Source organism: Paenibacillus methanolicus (genome assembly GCF_008124765.1).
Classification (GTDB): Bacteria; Bacillota; Bacilli; order Paenibacillales; family Paenibacillaceae; genus Paenibacillus_Z; species Paenibacillus_Z methanolicus.
On the sequence record NZ_VNHS01000011.1, the window covers coordinates 166,691 to 192,002 of the forward strand.

General features: G+C 60.5%; 23 protein-coding genes. 6 read left to right on the forward strand and 17 right to left on the reverse strand.

Features of this window, described 5'->3' with window-relative positions:
- Positions 1-4: 4 nt before the first annotated feature.
- The 4 genes from BCM02_RS26765 to galU form a co-directional block, all read right to left on the reverse strand.
- A complete protein-coding gene (locus BCM02_RS26765) occupies positions 5-568 on the reverse strand; it encodes a hypothetical protein (RefSeq protein WP_148932201.1) in 564 nt (187 codons plus the stop codon).
- Positions 569-904: 336 nt separating this feature from the next.
- Complete coding sequence (gene araD / locus BCM02_RS26770; protein ID WP_148932202.1) at positions 905-1,600, reverse strand: L-ribulose-5-phosphate 4-epimerase; 696 nt, start codon at positions 1,598-1,600, stop codon at positions 905-907.
- Positions 1,601-1,691: 91 nt separating this feature from the next.
- Positions 1,692-2,828, reverse strand: a complete 1,137-nt coding sequence (locus tag BCM02_RS26775) for a GntR family transcriptional regulator (RefSeq protein WP_148932203.1) — start codon at positions 2,826-2,828, stop codon at positions 1,692-1,694.
- A gap of 267 nt (positions 2,829-3,095) precedes the next feature.
- Positions 3,096-4,004: a UTP--glucose-1-phosphate uridylyltransferase GalU gene (gene galU, locus BCM02_RS26780; protein ID WP_148932204.1), complete on the reverse strand. Its 909-nt coding sequence runs from the start codon at positions 4,002-4,004 to the stop codon at positions 3,096-3,098.
- 199 nt (positions 4,005-4,203) lie between these two features.
- On the opposite strand from galU, the gene BCM02_RS26785 reads away from it, so the two are divergent.
- The 3 genes from BCM02_RS26785 to BCM02_RS26795 all read left to right on the forward strand — a co-directional run bounded on the left by BCM02_RS26785 (position 4,204) and on the right by BCM02_RS26795 (position 6,235).
- On the forward strand, positions 4,204-4,605 hold the full coding sequence (locus BCM02_RS26785) for a secondary thiamine-phosphate synthase enzyme YjbQ (RefSeq protein ID WP_148932205.1): 402 nt from the start codon (positions 4,204-4,206) through the stop codon (positions 4,603-4,605).
- Between the two features lie 206 nt (positions 4,606-4,811).
- A complete protein-coding gene (locus tag BCM02_RS26790) occupies positions 4,812-5,711 on the forward strand; it encodes an NAD(P)/FAD-dependent oxidoreductase (protein ID WP_148932206.1) in 900 nt (299 codons plus the stop codon).
- Positions 5,712-5,779: 68 nt separating this feature from the next.
- Complete coding sequence (locus BCM02_RS26795; RefSeq protein WP_148932207.1) at positions 5,780-6,235, forward strand: Dps family protein; 456 nt, start codon at positions 5,780-5,782, stop codon at positions 6,233-6,235.
- Between the two features lie 362 nt (positions 6,236-6,597).
- On the opposite strand, the gene BCM02_RS26800 is transcribed toward BCM02_RS26795, so the two are convergent.
- From BCM02_RS26800 to pyk, 4 genes are all read right to left on the reverse strand, one after another.
- Entirely contained in the window at positions 6,598-7,905 is a 1,308-nt protein-coding gene (locus BCM02_RS26800) for a homocysteine synthase (protein ID WP_148932208.1), read from the reverse strand.
- A gap of 166 nt (positions 7,906-8,071) precedes the next feature.
- Positions 8,072-8,356, reverse strand: a complete 285-nt coding sequence (locus BCM02_RS26805) for a hypothetical protein (RefSeq protein WP_148932209.1) — start codon at positions 8,354-8,356, stop codon at positions 8,072-8,074.
- A gap of 27 nt (positions 8,357-8,383) precedes the next feature.
- On the reverse strand, positions 8,384-10,309 hold the full coding sequence (locus tag BCM02_RS26810) for an ABC-F family ATP-binding cassette domain-containing protein (RefSeq protein ID WP_148932210.1): 1,926 nt from the start codon (positions 10,307-10,309) through the stop codon (positions 8,384-8,386).
- Positions 10,310-10,566: 257 nt separating this feature from the next.
- On the reverse strand, positions 10,567-11,610 hold the full coding sequence (gene pyk, locus BCM02_RS26815) for a pyruvate kinase (RefSeq protein WP_148932211.1): 1,044 nt from the start codon (positions 11,608-11,610) through the stop codon (positions 10,567-10,569).
- A 135-nt stretch (positions 11,611-11,745) separates the two neighbouring features.
- Here pyk and BCM02_RS26820 point away from each other — a divergent pair, with 135 nt between their 5' ends.
- Both BCM02_RS26820 and BCM02_RS26825 read left to right on the forward strand, forming a co-directional pair.
- Positions 11,746-12,534 (forward strand): helix-turn-helix transcriptional regulator, encoded by a 789-nt coding sequence (locus BCM02_RS26820; RefSeq protein WP_148932212.1) that lies wholly within the window; start codon positions 11,746-11,748, stop codon positions 12,532-12,534.
- A gap of 103 nt (positions 12,535-12,637) precedes the next feature.
- The gene (locus BCM02_RS26825; RefSeq protein WP_148932213.1) at positions 12,638-12,928 is read left to right on the forward strand and encodes a hypothetical protein; all 291 of its coding nucleotides are present in this window, start codon (positions 12,638-12,640) and stop codon (positions 12,926-12,928) included.
- A 199-nt stretch (positions 12,929-13,127) separates the two neighbouring features.
- Here the strand turns inward: BCM02_RS26825 and BCM02_RS26830 are convergent, their stop codons facing one another.
- The 9 genes from BCM02_RS26830 to BCM02_RS26870 all read right to left on the reverse strand — a co-directional run bounded on the left by BCM02_RS26830 (position 13,128) and on the right by BCM02_RS26870 (position 23,572).
- Complete coding sequence (locus tag BCM02_RS26830; RefSeq protein WP_148932214.1) at positions 13,128-13,562, reverse strand: hypothetical protein; 435 nt, start codon at positions 13,560-13,562, stop codon at positions 13,128-13,130.
- A 309-nt stretch (positions 13,563-13,871) separates the two neighbouring features.
- Entirely contained in the window at positions 13,872-14,603 is a 732-nt protein-coding gene (locus BCM02_RS26835) for an HAD family hydrolase (protein WP_148932215.1), read from the reverse strand.
- Positions 14,604-14,816: 213 nt separating this feature from the next.
- On the reverse strand, positions 14,817-16,238 hold the full coding sequence (locus BCM02_RS26840) for an aldehyde dehydrogenase family protein (protein ID WP_148932216.1): 1,422 nt from the start codon (positions 16,236-16,238) through the stop codon (positions 14,817-14,819).
- A 118-nt stretch (positions 16,239-16,356) separates the two neighbouring features.
- Positions 16,357-17,709, reverse strand: coding sequence for a 4-aminobutyrate--2-oxoglutarate transaminase (gene gabT / locus BCM02_RS26845; RefSeq protein ID WP_148932217.1), 1,353 nt, complete (start codon positions 17,707-17,709; stop codon positions 16,357-16,359).
- Positions 17,710-17,724: 15 nt separating this feature from the next.
- Positions 17,725-19,200, reverse strand: a complete 1,476-nt coding sequence (locus BCM02_RS26850) for an aldehyde dehydrogenase family protein (RefSeq protein WP_148932218.1) — start codon at positions 19,198-19,200, stop codon at positions 17,725-17,727.
- 105 nt (positions 19,201-19,305) lie between these two features.
- Positions 19,306-20,409, reverse strand: a complete 1,104-nt coding sequence (aguA, locus tag BCM02_RS26855; RefSeq protein WP_148932219.1) for an agmatine deiminase — start codon at positions 20,407-20,409, stop codon at positions 19,306-19,308.
- 21 nt (positions 20,410-20,430) lie between these two features.
- On the reverse strand, positions 20,431-21,807 hold the full coding sequence (locus BCM02_RS26860) for a putrescine aminotransferase (protein WP_148932220.1): 1,377 nt from the start codon (positions 21,805-21,807) through the stop codon (positions 20,431-20,433).
- A gap of 40 nt (positions 21,808-21,847) precedes the next feature.
- Positions 21,848-22,708: a carbon-nitrogen hydrolase gene (locus tag BCM02_RS26865; RefSeq protein WP_148932221.1), complete on the reverse strand. Its 861-nt coding sequence runs from the start codon at positions 22,706-22,708 to the stop codon at positions 21,848-21,850.
- Positions 22,709-22,981: 273 nt separating this feature from the next.
- On the reverse strand, positions 22,982-23,572 hold the full coding sequence (locus tag BCM02_RS26870; RefSeq protein WP_148932222.1) for a TetR/AcrR family transcriptional regulator: 591 nt from the start codon (positions 23,570-23,572) through the stop codon (positions 22,982-22,984).
- 291 nt (positions 23,573-23,863) lie between these two features.
- Between BCM02_RS26870 and BCM02_RS26875 the strand changes: the two genes are divergently transcribed.
- Positions 23,864-25,228, forward strand: coding sequence for an APC family permease (locus tag BCM02_RS26875; protein WP_148932223.1), 1,365 nt, complete (start codon positions 23,864-23,866; stop codon positions 25,226-25,228).
- Positions 25,229-25,312 lie beyond the last annotated feature (84 nt).

Genomic DNA, 25,312 nt, shown 5'->3' on the forward strand with positions numbered 1-25,312 from the left:
CGGGTTATGGCTTGGGCGGTATCCGGCGAATCTCGTCCACCAGTCGGCCCGCTCGCCGCCCGTTCATCGCGGCCGAGAAATCATCGTCTCTCGTCGAGAGAACATAGCCATCATCCGTGACGTAATACGCCAGGTGCCATACGATCGGATATTGCCCGGCAAGCCGCTTGGCGTTCGATTCGAGCAGCACGGCGATGATACGCATGCCCGGCTTCAGCGGAGGCTCCCACCCGTATTCGATTGAGAACAGTTCAACTCGCTCCGGAAGCCGCGGCCCACGGATATGCCAATGCACAATGGCATCATAGCCATATACGGACGGGGTACGTCGGGCGTTTATGATTTCGACTTCCGCGAAAGTCCCCGCATCGAGCGCTACGGCTACCCGGAAGGGCATGTTGCCGACCAACGCATGAGGCGGATCGTTCGTATATAAAGGGTATACTGCGCGCAGCGCCTGGATCTCGTCGGACGTTAACCGCGCCTCCTGCCCTGCCGCCCGCATCAGGAACATCGCCGCAAGCAAGACGCCTAAGCCGCGAACGAGATATCGCCTATATTTCGTCATTGCGTCCCTCCCTGCGTGCCTATCGCATGCAAAGCTGCCTTACGCAACATCCAACCCGGATATAATTTAACTAAACCCTACCATTTAAATCTTGAGCATGTAAATGCTTTCTTTCGCTTCCGACAGCATCCCAACCCCCGTGAAGCGAGGTGAAACGGCTGCGCCGTCTCTTGCGGCGATGCGCGTTTCATATCGGGGACATACAGGCTTTGTATAAACGTGAAACGTATACTTTCCTATATGCTTATATGCCAAAAAAAGCCCCCGAGCCAATGTGGCTCGAGAGCTTCCATCCATTAAACGCCAGCCGTCAGCGCGCGCCGCAACGACCGCGGCTTACTTCTGCCCGTAGTAAGCGTTCTTGCCGTGCTTGCGCAGGTAATGACGGTCCAGCAGATGCTGGTCCATCGGCTGAATGTTCGGGTTCAGCGCGAACGTGTGGACGCCCATCTTCGCCACTTCCTCCACGACGACGGCATTATGAACCGCGTTGTGCGGATCTTTGCCCCATACGAACGGCGCATGGCTGTTCACCAGCACCGCCGGCACTTCGGCCGGATCAATGCCGCGCTCGCGGAACGTTTCGATAATGACATTGCCGGTCTCAAGCTCGTAGGCGCCTTTGATCTCCGCCTCGGTCATCGCCCGGGTGCACGGGATTTCCCCGTAGAAATAATCGCCGTGCGTCGTGCCGAGCGCCGGAATGGCGCGTCCCGCCTGCGCCCAGCTCGTCGCCCAAGGCGAGTGCGTGTGCACGATGCCGCCGATCGATTCGAACGCGCGGTACAGCGCGACGTGCGTCGGCGTATCCGAGGAAGGACGGAGATTGCCTTCAACGACTCTGCCTTCCAAATCCACGACGACCATCTGCTCCGCCCGCAGCTCCTCGTAAGGCACGCCGCTCGGCTTAATGACGACGAAGCCGCTCTCGCGGTCGATGCCGCTTACGTTCCCCCAAGTAAACGTGACCAGCCCGTATTTCGGCAGCTCCATATTCGCTTCCCATACGGCTTGTTTCAAAGATTCCAACATTGCCATGCCTCCTTCAATTTCCGCTAACTTGATCGGACATGCTTCTCGTTGACTGCTGGTCCTATTATAACTTGTACGTACAAGTGTGTCATTACTTATTTGCAAGCTCGTCCTCCCGGACGGTTGCCGTCGATTCCCGCATAATCAGCTTCGGCTCATATACGACGTCGGAAGGCGCGCCGCGCCCGTGCTTGCCGCCGATCAGCCGCATGAGCACCGCCACCGCGTCCTCGCCCATTCGCGTCTTCGGATGCTCGATCGTCGTCAGCTTCACTTCCGTCGCGGTCGCCAGGGTCGCGTCGTCGAAGCCGACGATCGACAGGTCGCCCGGCACGGAGAGCCCGCTGCGGCGCACGATATCGAGCAGGCGCACCGCCAGTTCGTCATTGTAGCAGACGATCGCCGTCGGCCGCTCGCCCGGCCCCAGGGCCAGCAGCGACTCGAGCGATTCGGCCGGCTTCGTCAGTTTCTCCTCGGTCGTATAGCGGAGCAGGCTTCCCGACGTGAGCGGCAGCCCCCGCTCCCGCAGGCTGCGCATGAAGCCGCGCATCCGGTGGACGCCTTGGAAGTCGTCGGTCTTGAAGAAGCCGGCAATCCGCTTGTGGCCAAGCTCCGCGAGATGTTCGGCGGCGCGGTAACCGCCCAGCTCGTCGTCCACCTTCAGGCAAGGCGCGTCGACGTCGCTATAGCGTTCGTTAAGCATGACGTACGGGATGCCTCGGGCTTCCAAGGCCAGAAAATAGTCGAAGTTCGGGTTGCCTTCGGCGCTCTTGGTCGGCTCGATAATCAGCCCGCCGAGCGGCTCGCGCAGCATGGACTCCAGGCTTTCGCGCTCCTTCTCCTTCTCGTTGTCGGTGCTGGCGAGCAGCAGCCGGGCACCCTGCGCGCGCAGCGCGGATTCCACGCCGCGTACGATCGTCGGGAAGATATAATCCGAGATATGGGTCGTCATCAGGCCGACCGTCAAGCCCAGCGGCTCCGCCGTCTTCCGGTTGTTCTCGGGCATGGCGTCGGCGACGAACGTCCCTTTTCCCTGCACCCGGTACAGCCAACCCTCCGCCTCGAGGTCGCCGAGCGACTGGCGCACCGTCTGCCGGCTCATCCCGGATTGGGCGGCAATCTCATGCTCGGACGGCAGCTTGTCGTGCGGGCGGAACTGTCCAGCGGCGATCCACGAAATGATTTGTTCCTTCAACTGCCTATACTTAGGGGGTAGCTGTTCCTTCACGTGGCACCTCACAGTTCGCATAATCCAACTTGTATGATTGAAGTATATCATGCCGCCAACTTGTACGTACATAATTGTAAAAGCCTAACCAACACGATTGGGCCGATAAACGCTTCATCTGCTTCATGCTTCTCATGTCGAGTTGACCCGCTCTCTGCCCCAAAACAGACAAGAGCCGCGGCAATGCCACGGCTCTTGTAACCATTCAGACTCAATTCGCCCGCCGACAATTCAAGCGCCCGCTTCCGAGCAGGCGGCGGGTTCCAGCTAAGCTTTCAGCCTCTCCAGCAAGTAGGCGCGGACATCGTCCGCCAGATCATCGCGCTTCAGCGCCAGATCGATCGTCGCCTGCACGAAGCCAAGCTTGTCGCCGACGTCGTACCGCGTGCCTCCGAACCGGTAAGCGGCTAGCGGATTCGCCAAGCCCAGCTGCTGCAGGCTGTCCGTCAGCTGAATCTCTCCGCCCTTGCCCGGCCGAGCTTTCTCGAGCAGTTCGAAGATCGCAGGTTCGAGCACGTAGCGGCCGACGACGGCGAGGTTCGACGGCGCTTCGCCCGGCGCCGGCTTCTCGACGAGCGAGCGGATGAGCGCGGTGGAATGCGGGTGCAGCTCGGCAATCCCGTATTTATGCGTTTGATCCCACGGCACTTCCATTAGCGCCACGACCGACGTCTCGCGCTCGCGATGCAGATCGATCATCGCCTTCAGGCACGGCGGATCGGATTGCAGAATATCGTCGCCGAGCAGGACGGCGAACGGCTCGTTCTCCACGAAGCTGCGCGCGCTCAGCACGGCATGTCCGAGACCGAGCGGCTCCCGCTGGCGGATATAGCAGATATCGGCCAGATGCGAGATGCCGCGCACGAGCTCCAACAGCTCGGCTTTCCCATGCGCTTCAAGCTCCGCCTCCAGCTCGTACGATTTGTCGAAATGGTCTTCGATCGCCCGTTTGTTCCGTCCCGACACGATCATGATGCGCTCGATGCCCGAGGCGACGGCTTCCTCGACGATATATTGGATGGCCGGCTTGTCGATCAGCGGCAGCATCTCTTTGGGCTGCGCCTTCGTCGCCGGCAGGAACCGGGTGCCGAGTCCCCCGGCCGGTATGATCGCTTTGCGTACGCGTTTGCTCAACTTCTTGTCCTCCCCGCAAAAGGTAATTCGCTTAACCTCCATTCTACTCTTCTCCGAACCCAACATCCATAGCCGCTCAACCCGCCGCCGGCCGGCAGCCGCCCCATTTTCAAAGTTTCAAAGCTTCCCCGCCGCAAGCGCCGTCATTTGACTTCCGTTCCCAAATCGTGACAAACTTGTGGGAGTGCTCGCCATTACGCGCTTGATTGAACAATCTCAACCTGCGAAGGAGTGTCTTGCTATGCTGATTACCCGTAACCTGCGAACATCCCGCCGCGATGAAATGATCGACATTACGCGCGAGGTCGCTTCGATCATCGCCAAGGAGAACGTCCGCGAGGGCATCGCGGTCGTCTATTGCCCGCATACGACGGGCGGCATCACGATCCAAGAGAACGCCGATCCCGACGTCAAACACGACGTGCTGATGCGGCTGGACGAAGTCTATCCGTGGGAGCATCCCAAATATCGCCATGCCGAAGGCAATACCGCCTCTCATCTGAAAGCGATCACGACCGGTTCTTCGCAAACGATTATTATTCAAGACGGCAAGCTGCTGCTCGGCAGATGGCAAGGAATCTACTTCTGCGAATTCGACGGCCCAAGAACGCGCGAATACGTCGTCAAGCTAGTCAAAGGCTAATTCCCCTTCCGAATTCAGCCTGCATCCTCCTCTCATAGCGCCTCCTTTTCTCCCTATGCGACGTGTGCGTGAGGGCTGAAGAGCGAGGCGTTTTTATTGTTGACATTTTTACTTATTTATAATAATTTTAATTTAGGATTTATTTTAGATACTATTCGGTTATAAGCGAACATACCGTCGAGCAGCATGATTGGAGGAATCACCTGATGGAAAACGTCGTCATACTCGGCTCCGGCCCTTCCGGCCTGGCCGCCGCCATATACCTTGCCCAAATCGGCTGCAAGCCCCTTATCTTAGAGAGCGCGCATCCCGATGGACGGTCCCTGCCGACAACGGGTAGCGACTCCTCCGAATTCGACAAGCCCGTGACGAGCAACAACACGCTCGCCATGATGCGCGCGCAGGCCATTAGAATGGGCGTTCGGTTTCGCGCCGGACGCGCGGCGATGACGTCAGGCGCTCCCTTGCGGTTCCAGCTGGAGCCGGGCATTACAATATCTTCGCGAACGGTCATCATATCCGACGCCGAATTGGCGCACGATATGGATATCCTTGGCGGGCGTCCGCAGGAGGAGCTCGGCGAAACAGCTTTCGCGGGCGGCGACGGCTTTTTCATACAGGGGCATCAGCTGTTCGTCGCCGGCGGCGGCGATGACGCCAGCGATGACGCGTTATTCCTGACGCGCTTCGCCTCCGAAGCCCGTCTCGTTCAACGCCGCATGAAACAACGCGCATATGCCAATCCAACCACGCGATGGGCGATGGACATGACGCCGATCGAAGTCATCCCGGGCGAGTTGGGCCTGCACGGCTTGAAGGTTCGCATGAAAGCCGACACCATGAGGCCGCAACCAACGTTAAGCAGTTCTTCACCGCATCCGCGGCGCATCGGCGGCGGCATGCCGGTCGAGGGACGGCCCCCGTTCGTCGGGAAGAGTATCTTCTTGGCGACGCCGGGAACGCCGACAGTCTGCCATCCGGCCATTTTCGTTGGTTACGGCAGTCAAGCATCCCGCGACATCCACCCGCTCCGGGCCGCGGCGGCGGGTTGTCTGGCCGCAATCCGCTGCGAGCATTACCTCGAACGAAAAGCGACCGCCGTCTAACGATTCAAGGCCGCGGCGCCGGTGTAAATGAAAAGTAGTCCAACCTATCGATAAAGGAGTGTTGAGTTATGGCAACAGCAACGGCGACGAAAAGCGTGCAAGAAATTCTGAATAAACAGGTAGCGAACTGGAGCGTTCTCTATGTAAAACTGCACAACTTCCACTGGTATGTGAAAGGGTCGCAGTTCTTCACCCTGCACGTGAAATTCCAAGAATTCTACGAGGAAGCGGCGCTGCACGTCGACGAGCTGGCCGAGCGCCTGCTGGCGATCGGCGGCAAGCCGGAGGCGACGATGAAGCAGTACCTCGACACCGCCAGCATCAAGGAAGCCAAGGGCACCGAAAGCGCGGAGCAAATGGTCGATACGCTGATCGCCGACTTCGGCACCGTCATCGACGAGCTGAAGGACGGCATGGAGAAAGCCGAGAAAGCCGGAGACGAAACGACGGCCGACATGCTGCTCGCGATCCACAGCACGCTGGAGAAGCACGTGTGGATGCTGTCGGCGTTCAACGGCCGCTAATCGGCCGAAGCATCGCCTCTCTCCGCCCCGCAGTTGACGCCATGAATGCCTGTAGCCCATTCGCGGTCCGAGAGGAGCGCCGAATGGGCTTTTGATCGTAATCGCAAGATGGACTGTCGTTACTGCAACGGCTTGAAGCCCGACATGCTCGTTTGGCGGTGGCACGAGATACAAGACTAAAACGCCTTGAACAGCATGACGCCTACCGGCAGCAAGTTTCATTCCGGAGAAATACAAGATGATTTATAGGCGTGTCGCAGACGCTCTCGCCTCTGGACGCGCGAAATAAGCCCGCTTATCCTCAAGCGAGGATAAACGGGCTTGCTCCGCCTGCCGATTCCGTAACGGCAGTGGCGACGCGATTATACCGGCTGAGGCGCCTGCTGACTGAGCGCGATCGCCTGTTCCAGATCGGCTAGAATATCGCGGATCGATTCCGTGCCGATCGACAAGCGGATCAGCCCCGGCGTAACGCCTGCGGCCAGCTGTTCGTCCGGCTTCAGCTGCGCGTGCGTCGTGCTCGCCGGATGGATGACCAGCGACTTCGAATCGCCGACGTTGGCCAAATGCGAGAACAGCTTCGTCGCATGGATCAACTTCTTGCCCGCCTCGATGCCGCCTTTGATCTCGAAGGCAAGAATCGCGCCTTGGCCATTCGGCAAATACTTCTGCGCCAGCGCGTGCGAAGGATGGCTCGCGAGGCCCGGGTAGCTAACCCACGCTACGTCGGCATGGTTCTCCAGGAACTTGGCGACCTCGAGCGCGTTCTGGCTGTGGCGCTCCAGCCGCAGATGCAGCGTCTCCAGCCCCTGCAGCAGCAGGAAGGAATTGAACGGCGACAACGCGGAGCCGAGGTCGCGTAGCAGTTGGACGCGCGCCTTGATAATATACGCTAGCGGACCGACCGCTTCGGTATAGACGACGCCGTTGTAACTTGGATCAGGCTCGGTCAAGCCCGGGAACTTGCCGCTCGCCGCCCAATCGAACGTGCCGCCGTCCACGATGACCCCGCCGATCGACGTGCCGTGGCCGCCGATGAATTTCGTCGCGGAATGGACGACGACGTCCGCTCCGTGCTTGATCGGCTGCAGCAAATACGGACTTGGGAACGTGTTGTCGACGATTAGCGGAATGCCGTTCTCGTGGGCGATGGCCGCCACCGCCTCGATGTCGAGCACGTCGCCTTTCGGATTGCCGATCGTCTCGCCGTAGAGCGCCTTCGTTTTGTCGGTGATCGCCTGGCGGAAGTTCTCCGGATCGCTCGAATCGACGAACGTCACTTTAATGCCGAGCTTCTTGAGCGTATGCGCGAATAAATTATAAGTCCCGCCGTAGAGACTGGAAGAAGAGACGATCTCATCCCCGGCCTCGGCGATATTGAGAATCGAGAACGTAATCGCGGCCTGACCGGATGCGAGACCGAGCGCTCCGACGCCGCCTTCCAGCGCCGCGATCCGCTGTTCGAACACGTCCGTCGTCGGGTTCATGATGCGGGAGTAGATATTGCCGAATTCCTTCAGCGCGAACAGGTTAGCCGCATGATCCGTATCGCGGAAGCCATACGAAGTCGTTTGATAGATCGGAACCGCCCGGGACAACGTCGTCGGATCAAAATCCTGCCCTGCGTGTACAGCCAGCGTTTCCAATTCGTAATTCGGTTTGTCGCTCATCGTGTAATCCCCTTTTCGTCTTGAAATTAGGAACGCGATTGTGCCGATTCTTGGATGCGACTTCCATATTGGTATTCTTCGACCGGTTGCAAATCCCTGCTTGCGCTAAATTCAAATAATTCACATTAATTTACTTGGTTTTAGCGTAGTTTAGCACTTTTTTCCTTTAGGCGTCAATCATTTTCTGGCCGGGGACGCGTCTGCCTAACAGCCTCGTCCGCAAGCCGATCTCCGCCACGGCGCACACGGAAAAGAGCCGCATCCCGTCGCCGGGCACGCGGCTCTCCCCTTTCGCCGTCCATCGCGGCCGTTCGCCGCATGAATCGTTCGTTGCGTTAAAATTTCGCGCCGTTAACGCTGCAGCCACGGTTACCGTTGCTTGTTTGCCGCGGTTACCGTTGTTAGCCACGGCATCCGCCGCTTGTTTGACGTGGTTACCGTTGTTAGCCACGGCATCCGCCGCTTGTTTTAGCGGCGGTTACCGTTGCTTGTTTGCCGCGATTTGCTCAGCCAGCTCATTCAAATACGCCCAGCGGTCCATGAGCTCCTCCAGCTTCGCTTCGAGCTGCTCCTGCTCGGCCACCAACTGCTGCAGCAGCATCGAGTCGCTGCCCGATTCGTCCATCCGCTTGGCGACCGCCGCGAGCGCCTCTTCGGTCTTCGCGATCGTATCGTCGATCGTCTCGAATTCCTTCTGTTCCTTGTACGACATCTTCGTCGGTCCGGCATTCTCCGCCGAACGGGTCGAAGCCGCTGGCGCCGCCGCCGGTTTGGCGGCGGTCTCGGCCTGCGCCTTGCGGACGGACTCCTCCGCCTTGTGATCGGCATATTCCGTATAATTGCCGACATGATGCGTCACGACGCCCTCGCCCTCGAAGGCGAGAATCCGGTCGACCGTCCGGTCCAGGAAGTACCGGTCGTGGGAGACGACGAAGACGACGCCCGGGAAGTCGTCCAGATAGTCCTCGAGCACGGTCAACGTCTGAATGTCCAGATCGTTCGTCGGCTCGTCGAGCAGCAGTACGTTCGGGGCATCCATCAGCACGCGCAGCAGCTGCACCCGGCGTTTCTCGCCGCCGGAGAGTTTGCCGATCGGCGACCACTGCATCGTCGGCGAGAATAGGAAGCGCTCCAGCATTTGGCCCGCCGATACCGAGGAGCCGTCCGCCGTCGCGATCCGTTCCGCGCCCTCCTTGATATAGTCGATCACCCGTACGGTGTCGTCCATCTCTTCCCGCTCCTGCGAGAAAACGCCCAGCCGGACGGTCGGCCCCAGCTCCACGGTGCCCGCGTCCGGCGCCAGTTGGCCCGCGATCAGCTTGAGCAGCGTCGACTTGCCGAGCCCGTTGCGCCCGACGATGCCGACGCGATCTTCCGGCACGGCAATATAGCTGAAGTCGCGAATAACCGCGCGTCCTTCGAACGCTTTCGTCAGCGCTTCGATCTCCACGATCTTCTTACCCAGCCGCGCGGATGCCACCGACAATTCCAGCTTGCCGGATGCCTTCTCGGGCGCCGCGTCCTTCAGCGATTCGAACCGCTCGATGCGCGCCTTCTGCTTGGTCGTCCGCGCCTTCGCCCCGCGCCGCATCCAGGCCAGCTCATTGCGGAACAGGTTCTGCCGCTTCGCCTCCGAAGCCGCATCCCGCTCCTCCCGCTCCAGCTTGAGCTCCAGGAAGCGGGTGTAGTTCGCCGTATAGAAATACGCCTTGCCCCGGTCCAATTCAAGCGTCCGGTTCGTCACCCGGTCTAGAAAATACCGGTCATGCGTAATCATAAGCAAAGCGCCTTTGCGCTTGGCCAGCATTTGCTCCAGCCAGGCGACCGACTCGTTGTCGATATGGTTGGTCGGCTCGTCCAGCAGCAGCACGTCGGCCGGCTGAATCAGCGCCGCGGCCATCGCGACCCGCTTGCGCTGGCCGCCCGACAACGTGCCGAGCTTGGCGTCGAAGCGCAAGATGCCCAGCTTCGTCAGCGCCGTCTTCGCCTCGTTCTCGATCGTCCACGCGTCCAGCTCGTCCATCCGCTGGTTGGCGCGGACAAGCTTCTCCTGCAGCGACGGGTCGCCGCTGTTCAGTTCCAGCGCGGCGAGCGCTTCGGCATACGCGCGCACCGCCTTCATCGGTTCGGAATCGCCCGCGAGCACGTGCGCAAGCACCGTCGCTTCGGGATCGAAAGGAGGATCCTGCGCAAGCAGCTGCACGGTGACGCCGCCGGCGGTCATGATCGAGCCGGAATCCGGCTGCTCCAGCCCCGCCACGACTTTCATAAACGTGGACTTGCCCGTTCCGTTGACGCCGATAATGCCGATTTTATCGCCGGCCTCGATGCCGAACGTGACGTCTTCGAACAGCATTTTCTCGCCATAGCTTTTCGTTATATGATCAACCGTTAGTACGTGCATGCTTCAACCGCCTATCTTCTAATTGTAAAGAGGTCCGTCTCTTCTCCTGCAAACCCTTCGCTTTAACTTTATACGAAGAGGCTTGCCGGGGCAACCGGACCGAATGCGGCATTTTGCCGGGGTACCTTGCGCGGAATGGGAAACGCATACATGCTTGCATGCAAAAAAACAGCGCCGCAGGGTGCTATTCGCACGACCTGCAGCGCTGTTGCCTACTTGCTTCTATAGTTCGATCGTTCGAGGTAACCCGCCGGCGATTAAGCCAGCACGGCTTCGCGCTCGGCGCGCGCGTACCGGACTTCCTCGGCGCGTACCGCGATCGCGGCCATCGTGCGAACCGCTTCGAGCGGATATTTCCCGGCCGCCGTCTCGCCGGAGAGCATGACCGCGTCCGTGCCGTCCCAGATCGCGTTAGCGACGTCGCCCGCTTCGGCGCGCGTCGGGCGCGGCTGCTGCTGCATCGACTCGAGCATTTGGGTCGCCGTTACGACGAATTTGCCGGCTTTGTTGCACGCGGCGATCATTTGCTTCTGCGCGATCGGCACGTCTTGGATCGGAATCTCGACGCCGAGATCGCCGCGCGCGACCATGATGGAGTCGGACGCCGCGATGATCGCTTCCAGCTCGTCGAGGCCTTCTTGGTTCTCGATTTTGGACATGACTTTAATGTGGGAAGCGCCCGCGTCGGCCAGCATCTTCTTTACTTCGAGCACGTCCTCCGCGCGGCGCACGAACGACATCGCGATGATCTCGACGTTGTTCTCGATGCCGAATCGGATATGCTGCTTATCGCGCTCGGTTACGCCCGGCAGCGATGTGCGAATGCCCGGCAGGTTGACGCCTTTGCGCGATTTGATGATGCCGCCGTTCAAGATCGTGCAGACGACGTCCGTCCCTTCGATGCGCTCGACGGCCAGCTCGATCAGACCGTCGTCGATCATGATGCGCGAGCCGACTTGAACGTCTTTCGACAAATCGTAGGATACCGAAATCCGGTCGATCGTCCCTGCAATTTGCTCCGTCGTCAGCGTCAGCGTAGCGCCGCTTTGCAGCAGGTACGACGGTTCCGCCAAATTGCCCGTGCGAATTTCCGGTCCTTTGATATCCAGCATGATTTCAATTGTGGTATTCTTCTTGCGAGCGGCTTCGCGCACGAGTACGATCCGGTTCCGGTGATCGTCCAGCTCGCCGTGCGCCAGGTTCATGCGGGCGATGTTCATGCCTGCATCGATCATATTCTCCAGCATCTCCGGGCTCAGACAAGCCGGTCCCATCGTACAAACGATCTGTGTTTTTTTCATTGCGTTGTCCACTCCTGTCAAATGCTATCGTTCTTTGTCTATCGTTAGTTCAATTGTATAGGAGCGGCTGTTCAAGATCGATGAACTATAGTACAGTAGTTATACTATAGTCCGATAATAATTGAGGCGACGCTATTGTTCAGTATTTTTCATATCGGCGAAGAACGAGGCGTTCTTCGTCAGGACCGGCGCCGGTTGGGTAATGATAGTTACCTCTTCTTGTGGGTCCGGTTCGGACGCGTGACGCTCGAGATCGCCGGCAAAGCCTACGTCTGCGGCAAGAACGAGCTTATGCTCGCGCCGCCCGGCCGGACGTTGTACGAGCTCAGCGGCGAAGGCGGCATACGCGACGCGATCGCCGTCCGGTTCAGCCCCGCGACCGCCGAGGTAGCCAGCCAATTGCCGCTGCTCGGGGCGCTTGCGCCGCTTGCGTGGACAACCCGCATGCCCGAGCTCATCGACGAGAAACTGCTGCAGCTGACCGGACACTGGAACGAGCGCGCTCCTTACTATTCCGTGCTATGCAGCGCCTTGCTGGCGGAAGTGCTCGTCCTGATTAACCGGGAAGTCGATTCCGGGGCTAGGATGCCGTCGACCGTCCAGCATGCCGAGCGGATGAAGCGGTATATCGACGAACATTACCGGGAGAAAATCACGAAGCTGGAGCTCGGCCGCTGCGTCGGCGTCAGCCCGAACTACGCCGCCGCGCTGTTCCGCAGCGTGACGGGGCTGACGATCAGCGATTTCGTCCATCGTAAGCGGATGAAGACGGCACAATACTTGCTCCGCCACTCGCAGCTGACCGTGCAGGAAATTTCCGAGCATCTCGGCTACAACGACCCGTCTTATTTCAACCGGACGTTCAAGCGGACGGTCGGAAGGCTGCCGTCGGAGCTGATCGCGGAGCGGAGCCAGCGGGAATAAGAGGCGTTCGAGTTGCATGCCGACGGGCGGAAACGACAGGTAAACGACGAATGTAGTTCATATTGGCCTTAAGCGGCCCGACAATACGGAGAGGATGATGGCGATGAACATCACGATTTTGAAAGCGGAATTGAAATACACCGGGAAAGAGGACGGCTACCTGGGCTTCGTCCATTTTGCCGTGGAAGGCCACAAATCGGATTACGAGCTGACGCTCAAGAGCAAAAACTGCGAGGACTGGATGTACAGCCTGAATTTCCTGAGCGGCCCGGGCAAAGAAGTCCAGATCAACAAGGTGGAAGAGCAGATCGAGGAAAACGACGAATTGTTCGATACGCTGATCGACGCGGCGCTGGATGCGCTGGAGAAGGAGAAGAGCGGCGAGCAAGCGTAATAACGAAGGGGGAGTCCGGCCGAAGGCTGGCTCCCCTTTAATTGTACGAGCGTTTCTTCGCGGTATCACGGTTAGAGATCGGACGGCTTGAGATACGCGGAGCTGAATCCTCTTGCAAGGTAGCGTTATCGGAATGAATGCACAGCCTCATCTAGAGCATCATTGAAGCTGATTTCAGTGGAATGCGGCCAATATAACATCAATATATTCTTGTTCGCGAACACCTGGGGGAACCGTTCGACGGGGCTGCTTGGGTTAGTTCAAGCTGGCCTTTTTCACGCGATTGGGCAGAGTCATAGATATAAATATACAATTCTTCCACATTGTTTTGATCCACCTCGGGTCTTCCCACCGTGAATCGGTTGGGCTTGACCTGATGCAGTTCAAGTTCCCGATCGCCCGTGAAGGACGGGTCTGCCGGGGACATCGTTTCATGATCGGCACTTTCACGAGCTATGCCGAAGGGCAGCAGCTCTACTCCCTCCTCATTTAATGCTTCTACTACCCGGTCGAAAGAAATGTTATCGGTACTCATACCCGTCATGTTGTCGTTGCGGGATGCTGCGTTCGTCTTATTTGCAAGACAACCCGACAGAATGAGAAGGACTACGATCCACGCTGCCCACATTTTCATCCTTTCACACACTTCCCTCTCATCCGTGAATTGCCCTTCTTGCTCTCAATTGCTTGCCGAGCAACCGTTGTTGCAGACGGTTCCGTATCTCGTCTACCGCGGGTCACATTTCTGTAACCAATCTTTAAGGTTATCATAAGCCCGACTTCAGCTTCGTTTAAGGTTCGGCGCCTATACTTAATTCCAACGACCCCCCTTTATAATAGAGTAAGACTTGGACCCGCAGCGATGCGGGTCATTTTTTGCCTAAACCCGCGAAAAACCGGCTCACGCTCGCGGCCGGTTCGTCTCGTTGTTTAATTAAAGCGATTACAGCCACGTCTTCAGCAGCGTGGGCAGTTCGCTGATGTCGCGAATCTCCGCATGCGGCGCATGATCCGTATCCGGCGCGGCGCCGCGGCGGTTCAGCCAGACCGAACGCCAACCGGCTTCCATCGCCCCTGCGATGTCGTTGCGCCACGAGTCGCCGATGTATAGGCATACCGCCTGCGCGTGCCCGGTCACGTCGCTGACATGCTTGAAAATCCGCGGGTCGGGCTTCGCGATCCCCACGCCGTCCGAGATGAAAATCCGGTCGGCCGCCACGATGCGGTCCAATCCGAGCGCGCGGATCTTGGCCATCTGATGCTCGACCGGTCCGTTCGTAATCATGCCCAGCCCCAGCCCGGCTTCGCGCACGAGCGCGATTGCCTCGAGTACGCCGTCCGACAACTCGATCCGCCCCTGCTCCTCGATATAACGGGCTTGCACCGCCGCCGACTGCTCGCGTGACACCGTAAGGCCAAATTCGTGGAACGCCAAAATGACGCGCTGTACCCGCATCTCCTCCAGCTCCATGTGTCCCTCCGCGTAAATCTCCCAGAGCCGGTCGCTGTGGTAGCGCACCCGCCGGTACGCCGTCTCCAGCGGGAAATCCGCCGGCAGCGCCAGCACCGCCAAGGCCGCCTTGCGGAACGGGGAGAGCGAATCGTACATCGTATCGTCCAAATCAAAAAAGACCGCTTCGAACCGGCCTATATTACGGCTTGCTTCATTGTTCATATCAGCTGCTGCCTTCCTTCCGTCGCCACCTTTATCGGCACCATCGTATCATGAAGCGGCGCGCGTTGGGTAGCGGTGGCGCAACGGTCGGCGGGAGGCCGCTGTTGCATGAGACCCCAGTCGATCCCCCGCTATAGTGGGATGAGCACCTCTATTGCGCGCCAAAAAGCCACCCCAAGGCAATCGCCCCTGGATGGCTTCTCCCCACCACCGCTAATTCCGGTTAATAACGACAAGCTTCAGCTCGGTCATGTCCTCGATCGCGTATTTGATGCCCTCGCGTCCGAGGCCGCTCTCCTTCACGCCGCCGTACGGCATGTGGTCGACGCGGAACGTCGGGATGTCGTTGATCATGACGCCGCCGACGTGCAGCGCGTCCGCCGCGTCGAGCGCGGTGCGCAGATCGTTCGTGTAAATGCCCGCCTGCAAGCCGTACGGCGAGTCGTTCACGAGCGCGATCGCCTCGTCGATCGAGCCGACCTTCCCGACCAGCACGATCGGCGCGAACGCTTCCTTGCACGACACCTGCGCGTCCGGCGGCACGTTCAACAGCACGGTCGGCAGCAGGACGCCGCCTTCCGCCGTTCCGCCGCAGGCGACCGTCGCCCCGCGCTCCGCCGCTTCGGCGATCCAGCCGAGCGTGCGCGTCACTTCGCGTCCGGCGATAAGCGCCGAGACGTCGGTCGCCGGATCGAGCGGATCGCCGACCTTCAGCTGGCCGACCGCCGCGACGAGTTTCGCGACGAACGCCTCGTACAGCTCCTCCACCACGTAAATCCGCTGCAGCGAAATGCACACCTGCCCTTGGTTCGAGAACGCGCCGACCGCGCAGCGCGCCGCGACCGCATCCAGATTGGCGTCTTTGTCGATGATGACCGCCGCGTTGGAACCCAACTCGAGGGTGACCTTCTTCAACCCGGCCATCGCGCGGATCGAGGCGCCAACGGCGGCGCTGCCGGTGAAGCTGATCGCGCCGACGCGCGGGTCGGTCGTGATCTTCTCGCCGAGCAGCTTGCCGTCGCCGGTAATGACGTTCAGCGCGCCTGCCGGCAGCCCCGCTTCGGCGAACAGCCCCGCAATGTAGAACGCGGACAGCGGCGTCTGCGGCGCGGGCTTCAGCACGACCGCGTTGCCGGAGGCGAACGCCGGACCGAGCTTATGCGCGACGAGGTTCATCGGGAAGTTGAACGGCGTGATCGCGCCGACGACGCCGATCGGCTCGCGCGTCGTATACGCGAGGCGGCCTTCCCCGCCCGGCGCGGCGTCGAGCGGGATCGTCTCGCCGTGCAGCCGCTTCGCTTCCTCGGCCGCGAACAAGTACGTCTGCACCGTGCGATCGACCTCGGCATATGCCGCCTTCAGCGGCTTGGCCGCTTCGAGCGCGATCAACCGCGCCGCTTCCTCCTTGCGCTCGCCGAGCAGTTGGGCGACGCGGTACAAGATCGCCGCACGCTGATGCGCGGGCATCCGGCGCATGGCCGGGCGCGCCGCGACGGCCGCTTCGATCGCCTGGTCCGCCTCGGCAAGACCGGCATTCGCGATCTCGGCGATCGCTTCGCCGGAATAAGGCGCATAAAGGATCGTATAGTCGGCCGTCTCGACCTGAGCGCCGCCGATGAGCAACTGTTTCTTCATAAGAATGATTCCTCCTTGCCTCTCTCGTTCGATTGCCCCTGCTGCCAACGACAGCGGCCAGCCGATCCCGACGCGCCGTAACAGGGCTGTCCGGGCCATGGCTGGCCAGCATCGCTTATTATATAGCTTTCGCGTACATCTCCGATAACGCTTCGCTAATGATATCAAGTCCCTCGGCCAGCTGCTCGTCAGTTATGACGAGCGGCGTCAAGAAGCGAACCACGTTGCCGTGCACGCCCGCGCTGAGCAGGATGATCCCCTTCTCGTAGCAGGCCCGCAGCAAACTCGCGACGAACGCCTTCGCCGGCTCGCCGGTCGCGGGCTCGACGAACTCCACCGCGCACATCGCGCCGAGACCGCGGACGTCGCCGATGATCGGATACTGTTCCTGCAGCGCCTCGAAATACCCGCGAATGCGCTCGCCGATGACCTCCGAGCGGTCGCTAAGCCCTTCCCGCTCCATCTGCTCGATGACCGCGAGCGCCGCGACGCAGCCGAGCGGGCTGCCGCCGTAGGTGCCGCCCAGTTCGCCCGGGCTGGCCGCGTCCAGCAGCTCCGCCCGGCCGACGACGCCGCTGATCGGAAGTCCCGCCGCAAGCGACTTCGACACCGTGATCAGATCCGGCTCGATGCCGAAATGGCTGCTCGCGAACATCCGCCCCGTCCGGCCGAAGCCGGTCTGAATCTCGTCGGCGATGAACAAGATGTTGTTCCGTTTGCATACCTCGAACACGCCTTGGACGAACAGCTTCGGCGGTACGATGAATCCGCCCTCGCCCTGCACCGGCTCCATGATGACCGCCGCGATCTCTTCCGGGGCCGCCTCGGTCAGGAGGAAGTCCTCGAACTGCCGCACGCAGAAGCGCGCATATTCCTCTTCCGTCATCGCCGCCGGCCGGTGATACGGATACGGGTACATCGCTTTGTAGGTCGCGGGCGCGAACGGGCCCATTTTGAACTTGTACGGCTTCACCTTGCTCGTTAGGCTCATCCCGAGCAGCGTCCGGCCATGGAAGCCGCGCGTGAAGGAGACGATGCCCGGCTTGCCGGTGTACTTCCGCGCGATCTTCACCGCGTTCTCGACCGCCTCCGCCCCGCTGTTCAGCAGCAGCGCCTTCTTCGGAAAGTCGCCCGGCGTGATCGCCGCCAGCTTCTCGGCCAGCGCGACGTACGATTCGTACATGCCGACGTGGAAGCTCGTATGAAGGAACTTCTCCGCTTGCTCCTGAACGGCCTTCACGACCTCCGGCGGACAATGCCCGGCGTTGATCGTGCCGATCGCGCCGACGAAATCGAGGAACGTGTTGCCGTCGACGTCGGTCAGCAGCGCGCCGCTCGCCCGTTCCACGAACAGCGGGAAATTATTGCCGACGCCGAGCGAGACGGCCGCCGAGCGGCGCTCGAGCAGCACGGCCGTGCGCGGTCCCGGCAAGGGACCTTTAATGGACGCGAATTTGCGTTCTGTCGCCATATTATCTCATACTCCTTACCCGCGGTACCAGCCGAGCGGCTCGACCTGTAGATTCGTATTGATCTGCTTCACTTCCGTATAGGCTTCATAGCCGAAGGTGCCGAGCTCGCGGCCGATGCCGCTCTGCTTGTAGCCGCCCCACGGCGCTTCGTTATAAGTCGGGTGGTACGTATTGATCCACGTGATGCCGGCGCGGAGCTTGCGGGCGACCCGCTGCGCCTTCGCGCCGTTGTTCGTGAACACCGCCCCCGCAAGTCCGTAGATCGTGTCGTTCGCCAAGCGGATCGCCTCCGCCTCGTCCTTGAACGTCTGCACGACGAGCACCGGTCCGAAAATTTCCTCGCGCACGATGCGCATATCCGGCGTCGTATCGGCGAAGATCGTCGGCTCCATAAAATAACCGCCGGCGTACTTGCCTTCCGTCAGCCGATTGCCGCCGCAGACGAGCCGCGCGCCCTCGGACTTGCCGATCTCTACGTAGTCCAGCACCTTGCGCAAATGCGCCTCGGAGACGAGCGGTCCCATCTCGGTATCTTCGGACAGCCCTTCGCCGACGACGATCGCCCTCGTCCGTTCCGTCAGCCGTTCCATGAACCGGTCGTAAATGCTCTCCTCGAGCAGCAACCGAGAACCCGCCGCGCAAATTTGGCCTTGCCCGGCGAAGATCGCGAACATCGCGTATTCGACCGCCGTCTCGAAATCCGCGTCGGCAAACACGATATTCGGCGACTTGCCGCCGAGCTCGAGCGATATTTTCTTCATGTTGCCCGCCGCGACCCGCATGATGCTGCGTCCGGTCGCCGTGCCGCCGGTGAAGGCGATTTTGTCGACCTGGTCGCTCTCCGCCAGTTCATGGCCGACCGTCGCGCCCGCGCCGAGCACGAGATTCGCCACGCCCGCCGGGAAGCCCGCGCGCTCGATGAGACCGAACAGCTTCACCGCCGTCGCCGGGGTGATCTCCGCCGGCTTGAAGACGACGGTGTTGCCGGCGGCCAGCGCCGGCGCGAGCTTCCACGCCGCCATGAGCAGCGGATAATTCCACGGAATGATCTGGCCGCACACGCCGATCGGCTCGCGGACGACGATCGCCTGCATCGGATCGGCGACCTCGTACGTCTGGCCGTGCGGCTTCGTCGCAAGTCCGGCATAGTAACGGAAGCAGGCCACCGCGTCGTTCACGTCGCCCGCCGCCTCGCGCAGCGGCTTGCCGCTGTCGAGCACCTCGAGCCGCGCGAATTCGTCCTTCTCCGCCTCGAGCAGCCGGGCTAGCTCGAAGATGAGCCTTGCCCGTTCGGCCGCCGGCGTCGTGCTCCACTCGCCCTCGTCGAAGGCGGTACGCGCCGCCGCGATCGCCCGGCGCGCGTCGTCCGCGTTCCCTTCGGCCGCTACCGCGATGACCGCGCCGCTGGCCGGATTGACGATCTCCCGCGTTTCGCCCGACAAGGCGTCCACCCATTGACCGTCGATATACATTTGCAGTTGTTCGCTCATTCGTTGGCTCCTCCTGCTCTCATGGTTTGGTGAATGGCCGCCCTGTTTCTCGCACAGAGAGCGGCTAATCAAGCACGGCACTCATAGCTCGACCCTCTCGGCTCGCTACTTGCCGCACATCGGCTGCTGCTGCGTGATGCAGTGGATGTTGCCGCCCCCGAGGGCGATTTCGCGCGTGTTCACCTGCACGACCTCGCGGTCCGGGAACAGCGCCCGGATTTGCGTCAGCGCCTCGCCGTCGCGCGGATCGTCGAACGCCGGGATGACGACGCCGCCGTTGCAGATGTAGAAGTTCACGTACGTCGCGGCGAAACACGTCCCCGTCGCCCGGCTGTAGCTGCGGCGCGCCCGGTCGATCCGGCGCGCTTCCTCGTCGGAGATCGTCAGCGGCGACGGAATGTGGATGCGGTGAATGTCCAGCTTCCGGCCGCGCGCGTCGACCGCTTCGCTGAGCGTCTTGTACGCCGCCTGCAGCACCTCGTACTGCGGGTCCGCGGGATCGTCGGTCCAGCTCATCGCCACGACGCCCGGCCGGATGAACGCCGCAACCTCGTCGATATGGCCATCCGTCTCGTCGAACAGCATGCCGTCCGTGATCCAGATGATCTTCTCGATGTTCAGGTACTCCCGCAGCAGCTCCTCGACCTGTTCTTTCGTTAAGTCGGGATTGCGGTTCGGGTTGAGCAGGCATTGCTCGGTCGTCAGCAGCGTCCCTTCCCCGTCGACGTGAATCCCGCCGCCTTCGAGGATGAAATGCTGGGCGTCATACCGGTCCTTGTACTCCATCTCCAGCACCTTCTGCTTCACGAGCATATCCTGGTCCCATGGGAAGTAGAGTCCGCCCTGCAAGCCGCCCCAGGCGTTGAAGCCCCAGTCGACGCCGCGCACGTCGCCGGCGCCATTCTTCACGAACGTGGGGCCGACGTCGCGCATCCATGCGTCGTTGGAGGACATCTCCACGACCCGGATCGGGTCGGGGAAAATAGCGCGCACATGCTCATACTGCGAGGAGCCGACGCCGACCGTCACGGGCTCGAACCGGGAGATGGCGAGCGCCACCTCCACGAACGCGTCCTGCGCCGGCTTGGCGCCGAGGCGCCATGTATCGGTTCTCGTCGGCCACAACATCCATGTGCCGCGATGGGGTTCGTATTCGGCCGGCATCCGGTAGCCGTCCTGTCTTGGTGTGCTATTGATCGTTCTTGGCATGCGGCTTCACCTCGGCGAGAATTAAGCTTTCGTTTGCGCGAGCACCTTGCGGAACATCGCGATGACGCGGTCGACTTCGTCCATGCCGATCGTCAGCGGCGGCTCGATCCGGATCGTCTTGGAATTGATGAGCGTGCCCGCCACAAGGATGCCCTCGTCGAACATGCCCTTCGATACTTCATAGCCGACTTCATCGCGGTGGAACTCGATGCCGATCATGAGGCCGATGCCGCGAATCTCCATCACTTTGTCTTCATGACCCGCAGCCGCTTCGCGCAGGCCGTTCAGGAAGTAGCGCCCGACTTCGTCCGCGCGGGCCGGAAGGTTCTCTTCCAGCAGCACGTCGATCGTGGCGATCGCCGCCGCGCAGGCGAGCGGGTTGCCGCCGAACGTCGTCGTGTGCATGAACGGGTTCGGGAAGAAGCTCTTGAACACGCGCTCGTTCGCGACGACCGCGCCGGCCGGCATGACGCCGCCGCCAAACGCTTTGGCCAGACAGAGGATATCCGGGGTAACGCCGTATACTTCCGAAGCGAACATGCGGCCCGTGCGGCCTATGCCGGTCTGCACCTCGTCGAACACGAGCAGCGCGCCGTACTCATCGCACAGCTCGCGCACTTCGCGCAGGTAGTTCGGCGGAGGCAGGATGATGCCGCCCTCCCCTTGCACCGGCTCGAGCAGCACGGCCGCGACGTCCTCGCCGACCATCGCGCACGTCTCGAACGTCTTGCGCATCATCTCGATGTCGCCGAACGGAATGTGGCGGAAGCCCGGGATGAGCGGCAGGAACGGCTTGCGGAACATCCCTTTGGCCGTACCGGAGAGCGAACCGAGGCTTTTGCCGTGGAACGCGCGCGTCGTGGAGATGATCGTCGTGCGCTCGCTGTACATTTTGACCAGCTTGAGCGCCGCTTCGACGCTCTCCGTGCCGCTGTTGGTGAAGAACGAATACTTCAGGTCGCCCGGCGTGATCCGCTCGAGAATCTTCGCGAGCATGGCGCGCAGCGGGTCGAGCAGATCCTGGCTGTGCAGCGCTTGGCGCTTCAGCTGGTTCTCGACCGCCTCGACGACCTTCGGATGCCGGTGGCCGACGTTATAGATGCCGAAGCCTCCCAGACAATCGATGTACTCCTTGCCGCTGACGTCCTTGAAGCAGGAGCCTTCGTCCGACCACTCGACCGCGGCGAACTGGCCGCCTTGCGTCACCGTTTTGCGGTATTCGAGGAAGCCCGGGTTGACGTTCTCGCGGAAGCCGTCGACGGTCTCCTTCGTAATCCACGCCGCCTCTTCGCTCGTCACTTCCTTCTTCGCGATCAGGCCGAGCACTTTCTTGATATACGACTTCGTCTCGTCCTCGCCGCCGTGCTGCTGCGTTACTTGCGTATGATCGATGGCCATGTGATTGCCTCCTTGAATTTGAATATCGGGGTGAACTTCCTTAGCTCCGCGAATCGCGCGTCATCAGCATGCCGTACGTCTCCGGCCGGCGGTCGCGCATGAACTGCAGCAGATTGCGGGCAAAATCGATTTCGCCGAGCTCGACCTTCTGGATGAGGATGCCTTCCTCGTCATCCAGCGACTGCACGATATCGCCCATCGGATTGCTGACGAACGAGCCGCCGTAGAACGTCATGTCGTCCTCCCGGCCGACGCGGTTGACCGCGGCGATGAATACGCCGTTGTGAATGCCGTGCGCGGAGATCGCCTTCTCCCACGTCCGGCGCGTCGACAGCTCGGGATGGTCCGGCTCGGAGCCGATGGCCGACGGGAAAAACAAGATTTCCGCGCCCTGCAGCGCCAGTAGGCGGGCCGTCTCCGGGAACCATTCGTCCCAGCAGATGCCGATGCCGATCGTGCCGAACGCCGTCTTATAGACCGGGTAGCCGGTGTTGCCGGGAATGAAATAATATTTCTCGTGATACTGCGGGCCGTCGGGAATGTGGTTTTTGCGCGTCGTCCCAAGACAAGTGCCGTCCGCGTCGTAGACGGCGGCGCTGTTGTAGTAAAGGCCGCGGCCGGCCTTCTCGTAGTAAGGGACGATGAGCACGACGCCGAGCTTGCCGGCCAGATCGGCCATCGCCCGCAGCACGTCGCTGTCCGGGGATTCCGCCAGCTCGTAGCCGCGCGGGGTGACGCGCTGCGCGACGTATGGATTCGCGAACAACTCCTGGAGACAGATGATTTGCGCGCCTTTCGCCGCGGCCTCCTCGATATGCGCGATCGTCCGCCGGACGTTGAGGGCGGCGTCGGGATCGCAGGAAAGTTGGATGAGGGCCAGGGTCGCATCGGATTGGTGCATCGGCTGCAGCTCCTTTTAGATAAATTGAATGAACGTCAGTCATTATAGAATAAATGACGGCCGCGAAGGCCGTGCATGTGAGACATAGCGCGCGATTCGACGGCTAACGTCGGTGATTCTCGGCGACAGTAGTTGCGCACCCTTGCCTCCCGGAATCGTGGAACTCGGCACTTCGGCGTGAATCGGATGAGCGGCGCGTCCTGCGAAGGTCCACCCTAGATGCCCTATCCGCCGAGTTTCGCCGCAGTCCTTCCGAGGGACGTACGGCTCCGGCTACTTCGCCGGCGCCATCGAGCGCTTTAGGAACTGGAACACCTCGTGCTGGGATTCCTCGCGCGTGATATCCTGATCGCGGCCGATGAAGAACCGTTCGGCGGCGTTCTCGACCATGTTGACGATCATTTTGGCCGTCCAGCCGACGTTGAGCTCGCCAATGATCTCGCCGCTTACGATCGCCCGCTTCAGCTCGTCCTCGAACCACTCGTAATACGGCTTGTAGATCGTCTCCCAAATTTCCATCGAATGATCGATCGCCAGTCCCGAGTACACAAGCACGATGACGTCCTTATACTCGTCGGTGATGTTGTAGATCTCGTCGATGAACGTCTGCAGGAACTCCATGAAGTTCGCGCGGCCCTTCGTCTTCTCCCGGCTCTTCTCGAGCGTGATCGAGATCAGGTTCTGGGCGATGGCCGGAATGAGCGCGTTCTTCGACCGGAAATACAGGTAGAACGTCCCCTGCGCGACGCCGGCTTTCTTGACGATGTCGGAGATGGACGTACTGTACAGCCCCTTCTCGGAAATGATCTCGATGGCCGCTTGCAAAATGGCATTATATTTGTCGTTGACGGTAGTTGCTGACACGAATCGCCCTCCAATGACTGACTCTCATTCATTTTTGCTTGGTGAGAATTATCATAGCTCAGGCCGAAAAACGGCGCAACCTTTATTTTCGCCATACATGTTATCTTATGTGACACCCCTCTTAAAATTCCGCTTGAAAGATGAAAAATGCGCGTTGTATACTAGGTCGCATAACGCCAATATGTGGGTGGGGAGTGATTATATCCTTCCGTTGCGGAAGGAATAGTGACGGGTAACGCTTACAAGAACATATCCACGTAAGTCTGCGTCTCGCAGACAAGGAGGCATGGTATGCACGGAGAGTCCACGACACTGAAACGCTCGCTTAGCATGTGGCAGCTCGTTCTCCTGGGGTTGGGCTTCATGACCCCGATGGTTGTATTCGACACGTTCGGCATCGCGTCCGAAGAGACGGGCGGCCACGTGCCGGCTTCGTACGTCATCGCGCTGGTCGCGCTGTTGTTCACCGCCGGGAGCTACGCCTTTATGATCAAAGCTTTCCCGAACGCCGGCTCGGCCTACACGTATACCCAAAAGTCGATCCACCCGAATCTCGGCTTCATGGTCGGCTGGCTCGCGCTCATGGACTACATGTTCCTCCCGATGGTCAACGCGCTCATCGCCCAAATTTACATGACCTCCTGGTTCCCGAACGCGCCGGCCTGGATTTTCGTCGTCGTCTTCGTCGCGCTCGTGACCGCCATCAACCTGCTCTCCGTCAAAGGCACCGCCAACATGAACAGCTACCTCGTGCTCTTCCAGATCGGCATGGTCATCGTCTTCGTCGGCATCTCCGTATGGGCGCTGCTCAGCGGCAAAGGCGTCGGTTCGGTGTGGTACCCGGACGCGTTCTTCTCCGGCGATATCGAGACGTCGACCTTAATCTCCGGCGCGACGCTGCTTTGCTTCTCGTACCTCGGCTTCGATGCCGTCGCGGGCTTCGCCGAAGAGACGGACAACCCGACGCGTACGATTCCGCGCGCCCTCTTCCTGACCGCGCTCGTGGGCGGCCTGATGTTCATCGTCGCTTCTTATTTCGCGCAGGCGTTGTTCCCGAACGTATCGGACTTCAACGATCCCGAAGCTTCTACGCCCGAGATGGCGCTCTATCTAGGAGGCGTCGTGTTCAAGGCGATCTTCCTGACCGCCGGTTTCGCCGGCACGATCGCATCGGCGATCTCCTCGCAGGCGAGCGTATCCCGTCTCATGTACGCGATGGGCCGCGACCGAATGCTGCCGACCCGCTGGTTCCGCCATCTCTCGCCGCGGACCCATACGCCGATTTTCAACACGCTATTCGTCGGCGTCGTATCGCTGACCGCCGTATTCTTCAGTCTCGATACGGCCACGTCGTTCATTAACTTCGGCGCGCTCACCGCGTTCACGTTCGTCAATTTGTCGGTCATCGCCCACTACGTCGTTCGCCGCAAGATGCTCCGCAGCGCCAAGGAAGTGCTCTCCTACTTGATCATTCCGACCATCGGGGCCGCCTCCATGATCGTCCTATGGGTCAACCTGGATATGCACTCGATCTATCTCGGCATCGGCTGGGCCGTCGTCGGATTCATCAGTCTCATCTACTCGACCAAAGGGTTCCGCATCCTGCCGGCCGACTTGAATTTGTCCGGTACGAACAAGATCGACGAGTCGATGTAAAGGCATCGTCCGTTCATGACTATGAATGCGGGTTCGGCGATATGCAGGTCCGTACGGGATTTAGTGAATGAATGTCATTCATTA

Bases quoted from the DNA above. Each gene is read 5' to 3' on its own strand.
- gabT (WP_148932217.1), bottom strand. From the start codon at position 17,709: ATGGCGACAGAACGCAAATTCGCGTCCATTAAAGGTCCCTTGCCGGGA.
- BCM02_RS26850 (WP_148932218.1), bottom strand. From the start codon at position 19,200: ATGAGCGAACAACTGCAAATGTATATCGACGGTCAATGGGTGGACGCC.
- BCM02_RS26875 (WP_148932223.1), top strand. From the start codon at position 23,864: ATGCACGGAGAGTCCACGACACTGAAACGCTCGCTTAGCATGTGGCAG.
- BCM02_RS26785 (WP_148932205.1), top strand. From the start codon at position 4,204: ATGCTGATTACCCGTAACCTGCGAACATCCCGCCGCGATGAAATGATC.
- BCM02_RS26830 (WP_148932214.1), bottom strand. From the start codon at position 13,562: ATGAAAATGTGGGCAGCGTGGATCGTAGTCCTTCTCATTCTGTCGGGT.
- BCM02_RS26865 (WP_148932221.1), bottom strand. From the start codon at position 22,708: ATGCACCAATCCGATGCGACCCTGGCCCTCATCCAACTTTCCTGCGAT.
- BCM02_RS26765 (WP_148932201.1), bottom strand. From the start codon at position 568: ATGACGAAATATAGGCGATATCTCGTTCGCGGCTTAGGCGTCTTGCTT.
- BCM02_RS26835 (WP_148932215.1), bottom strand. From the start codon at position 14,603: ATGAACAATGAAGCAAGCCGTAATATAGGCCGGTTCGAAGCGGTCTTT.
- aguA (WP_148932219.1), bottom strand. From the start codon at position 20,409: ATGCCAAGAACGATCAATAGCACACCAAGACAGGACGGCTACCGGATG.
- BCM02_RS26800 (WP_148932208.1), bottom strand. From the start codon at position 7,905: ATGAGCGACAAACCGAATTACGAATTGGAAACGCTGGCTGTACACGCA.
- pyk (WP_148932211.1), bottom strand. From the start codon at position 11,610: ATGAAAAAAACACAGATCGTTTGTACGATGGGACCGGCTTGTCTGAGC.
- BCM02_RS26825 (WP_148932213.1), top strand. From the start codon at position 12,638: ATGAACATCACGATTTTGAAAGCGGAATTGAAATACACCGGGAAAGAG.
- BCM02_RS26795 (WP_148932207.1), top strand. From the start codon at position 5,780: ATGGCAACAGCAACGGCGACGAAAAGCGTGCAAGAAATTCTGAATAAA.
- araD (WP_148932202.1), bottom strand. From the start codon at position 1,600: ATGTTGGAATCTTTGAAACAAGCCGTATGGGAAGCGAATATGGAGCTG.
- galU (WP_148932204.1), bottom strand. From the start codon at position 4,004: ATGGAGGTTAAGCGAATTACCTTTTGCGGGGAGGACAAGAAGTTGAGC.
- BCM02_RS26860 (WP_148932220.1), bottom strand. From the start codon at position 21,807: ATGGCCATCGATCATACGCAAGTAACGCAGCAGCACGGCGGCGAGGAC.
- BCM02_RS26790 (WP_148932206.1), top strand. From the start codon at position 4,812: ATGGAAAACGTCGTCATACTCGGCTCCGGCCCTTCCGGCCTGGCCGCC.
- BCM02_RS26810 (WP_148932210.1), bottom strand. From the start codon at position 10,309: ATGCACGTACTAACGGTTGATCATATAACGAAAAGCTATGGCGAGAAA.
- BCM02_RS26840 (WP_148932216.1), bottom strand. From the start codon at position 16,238: ATGAAGAAACAGTTGCTCATCGGCGGCGCTCAGGTCGAGACGGCCGAC.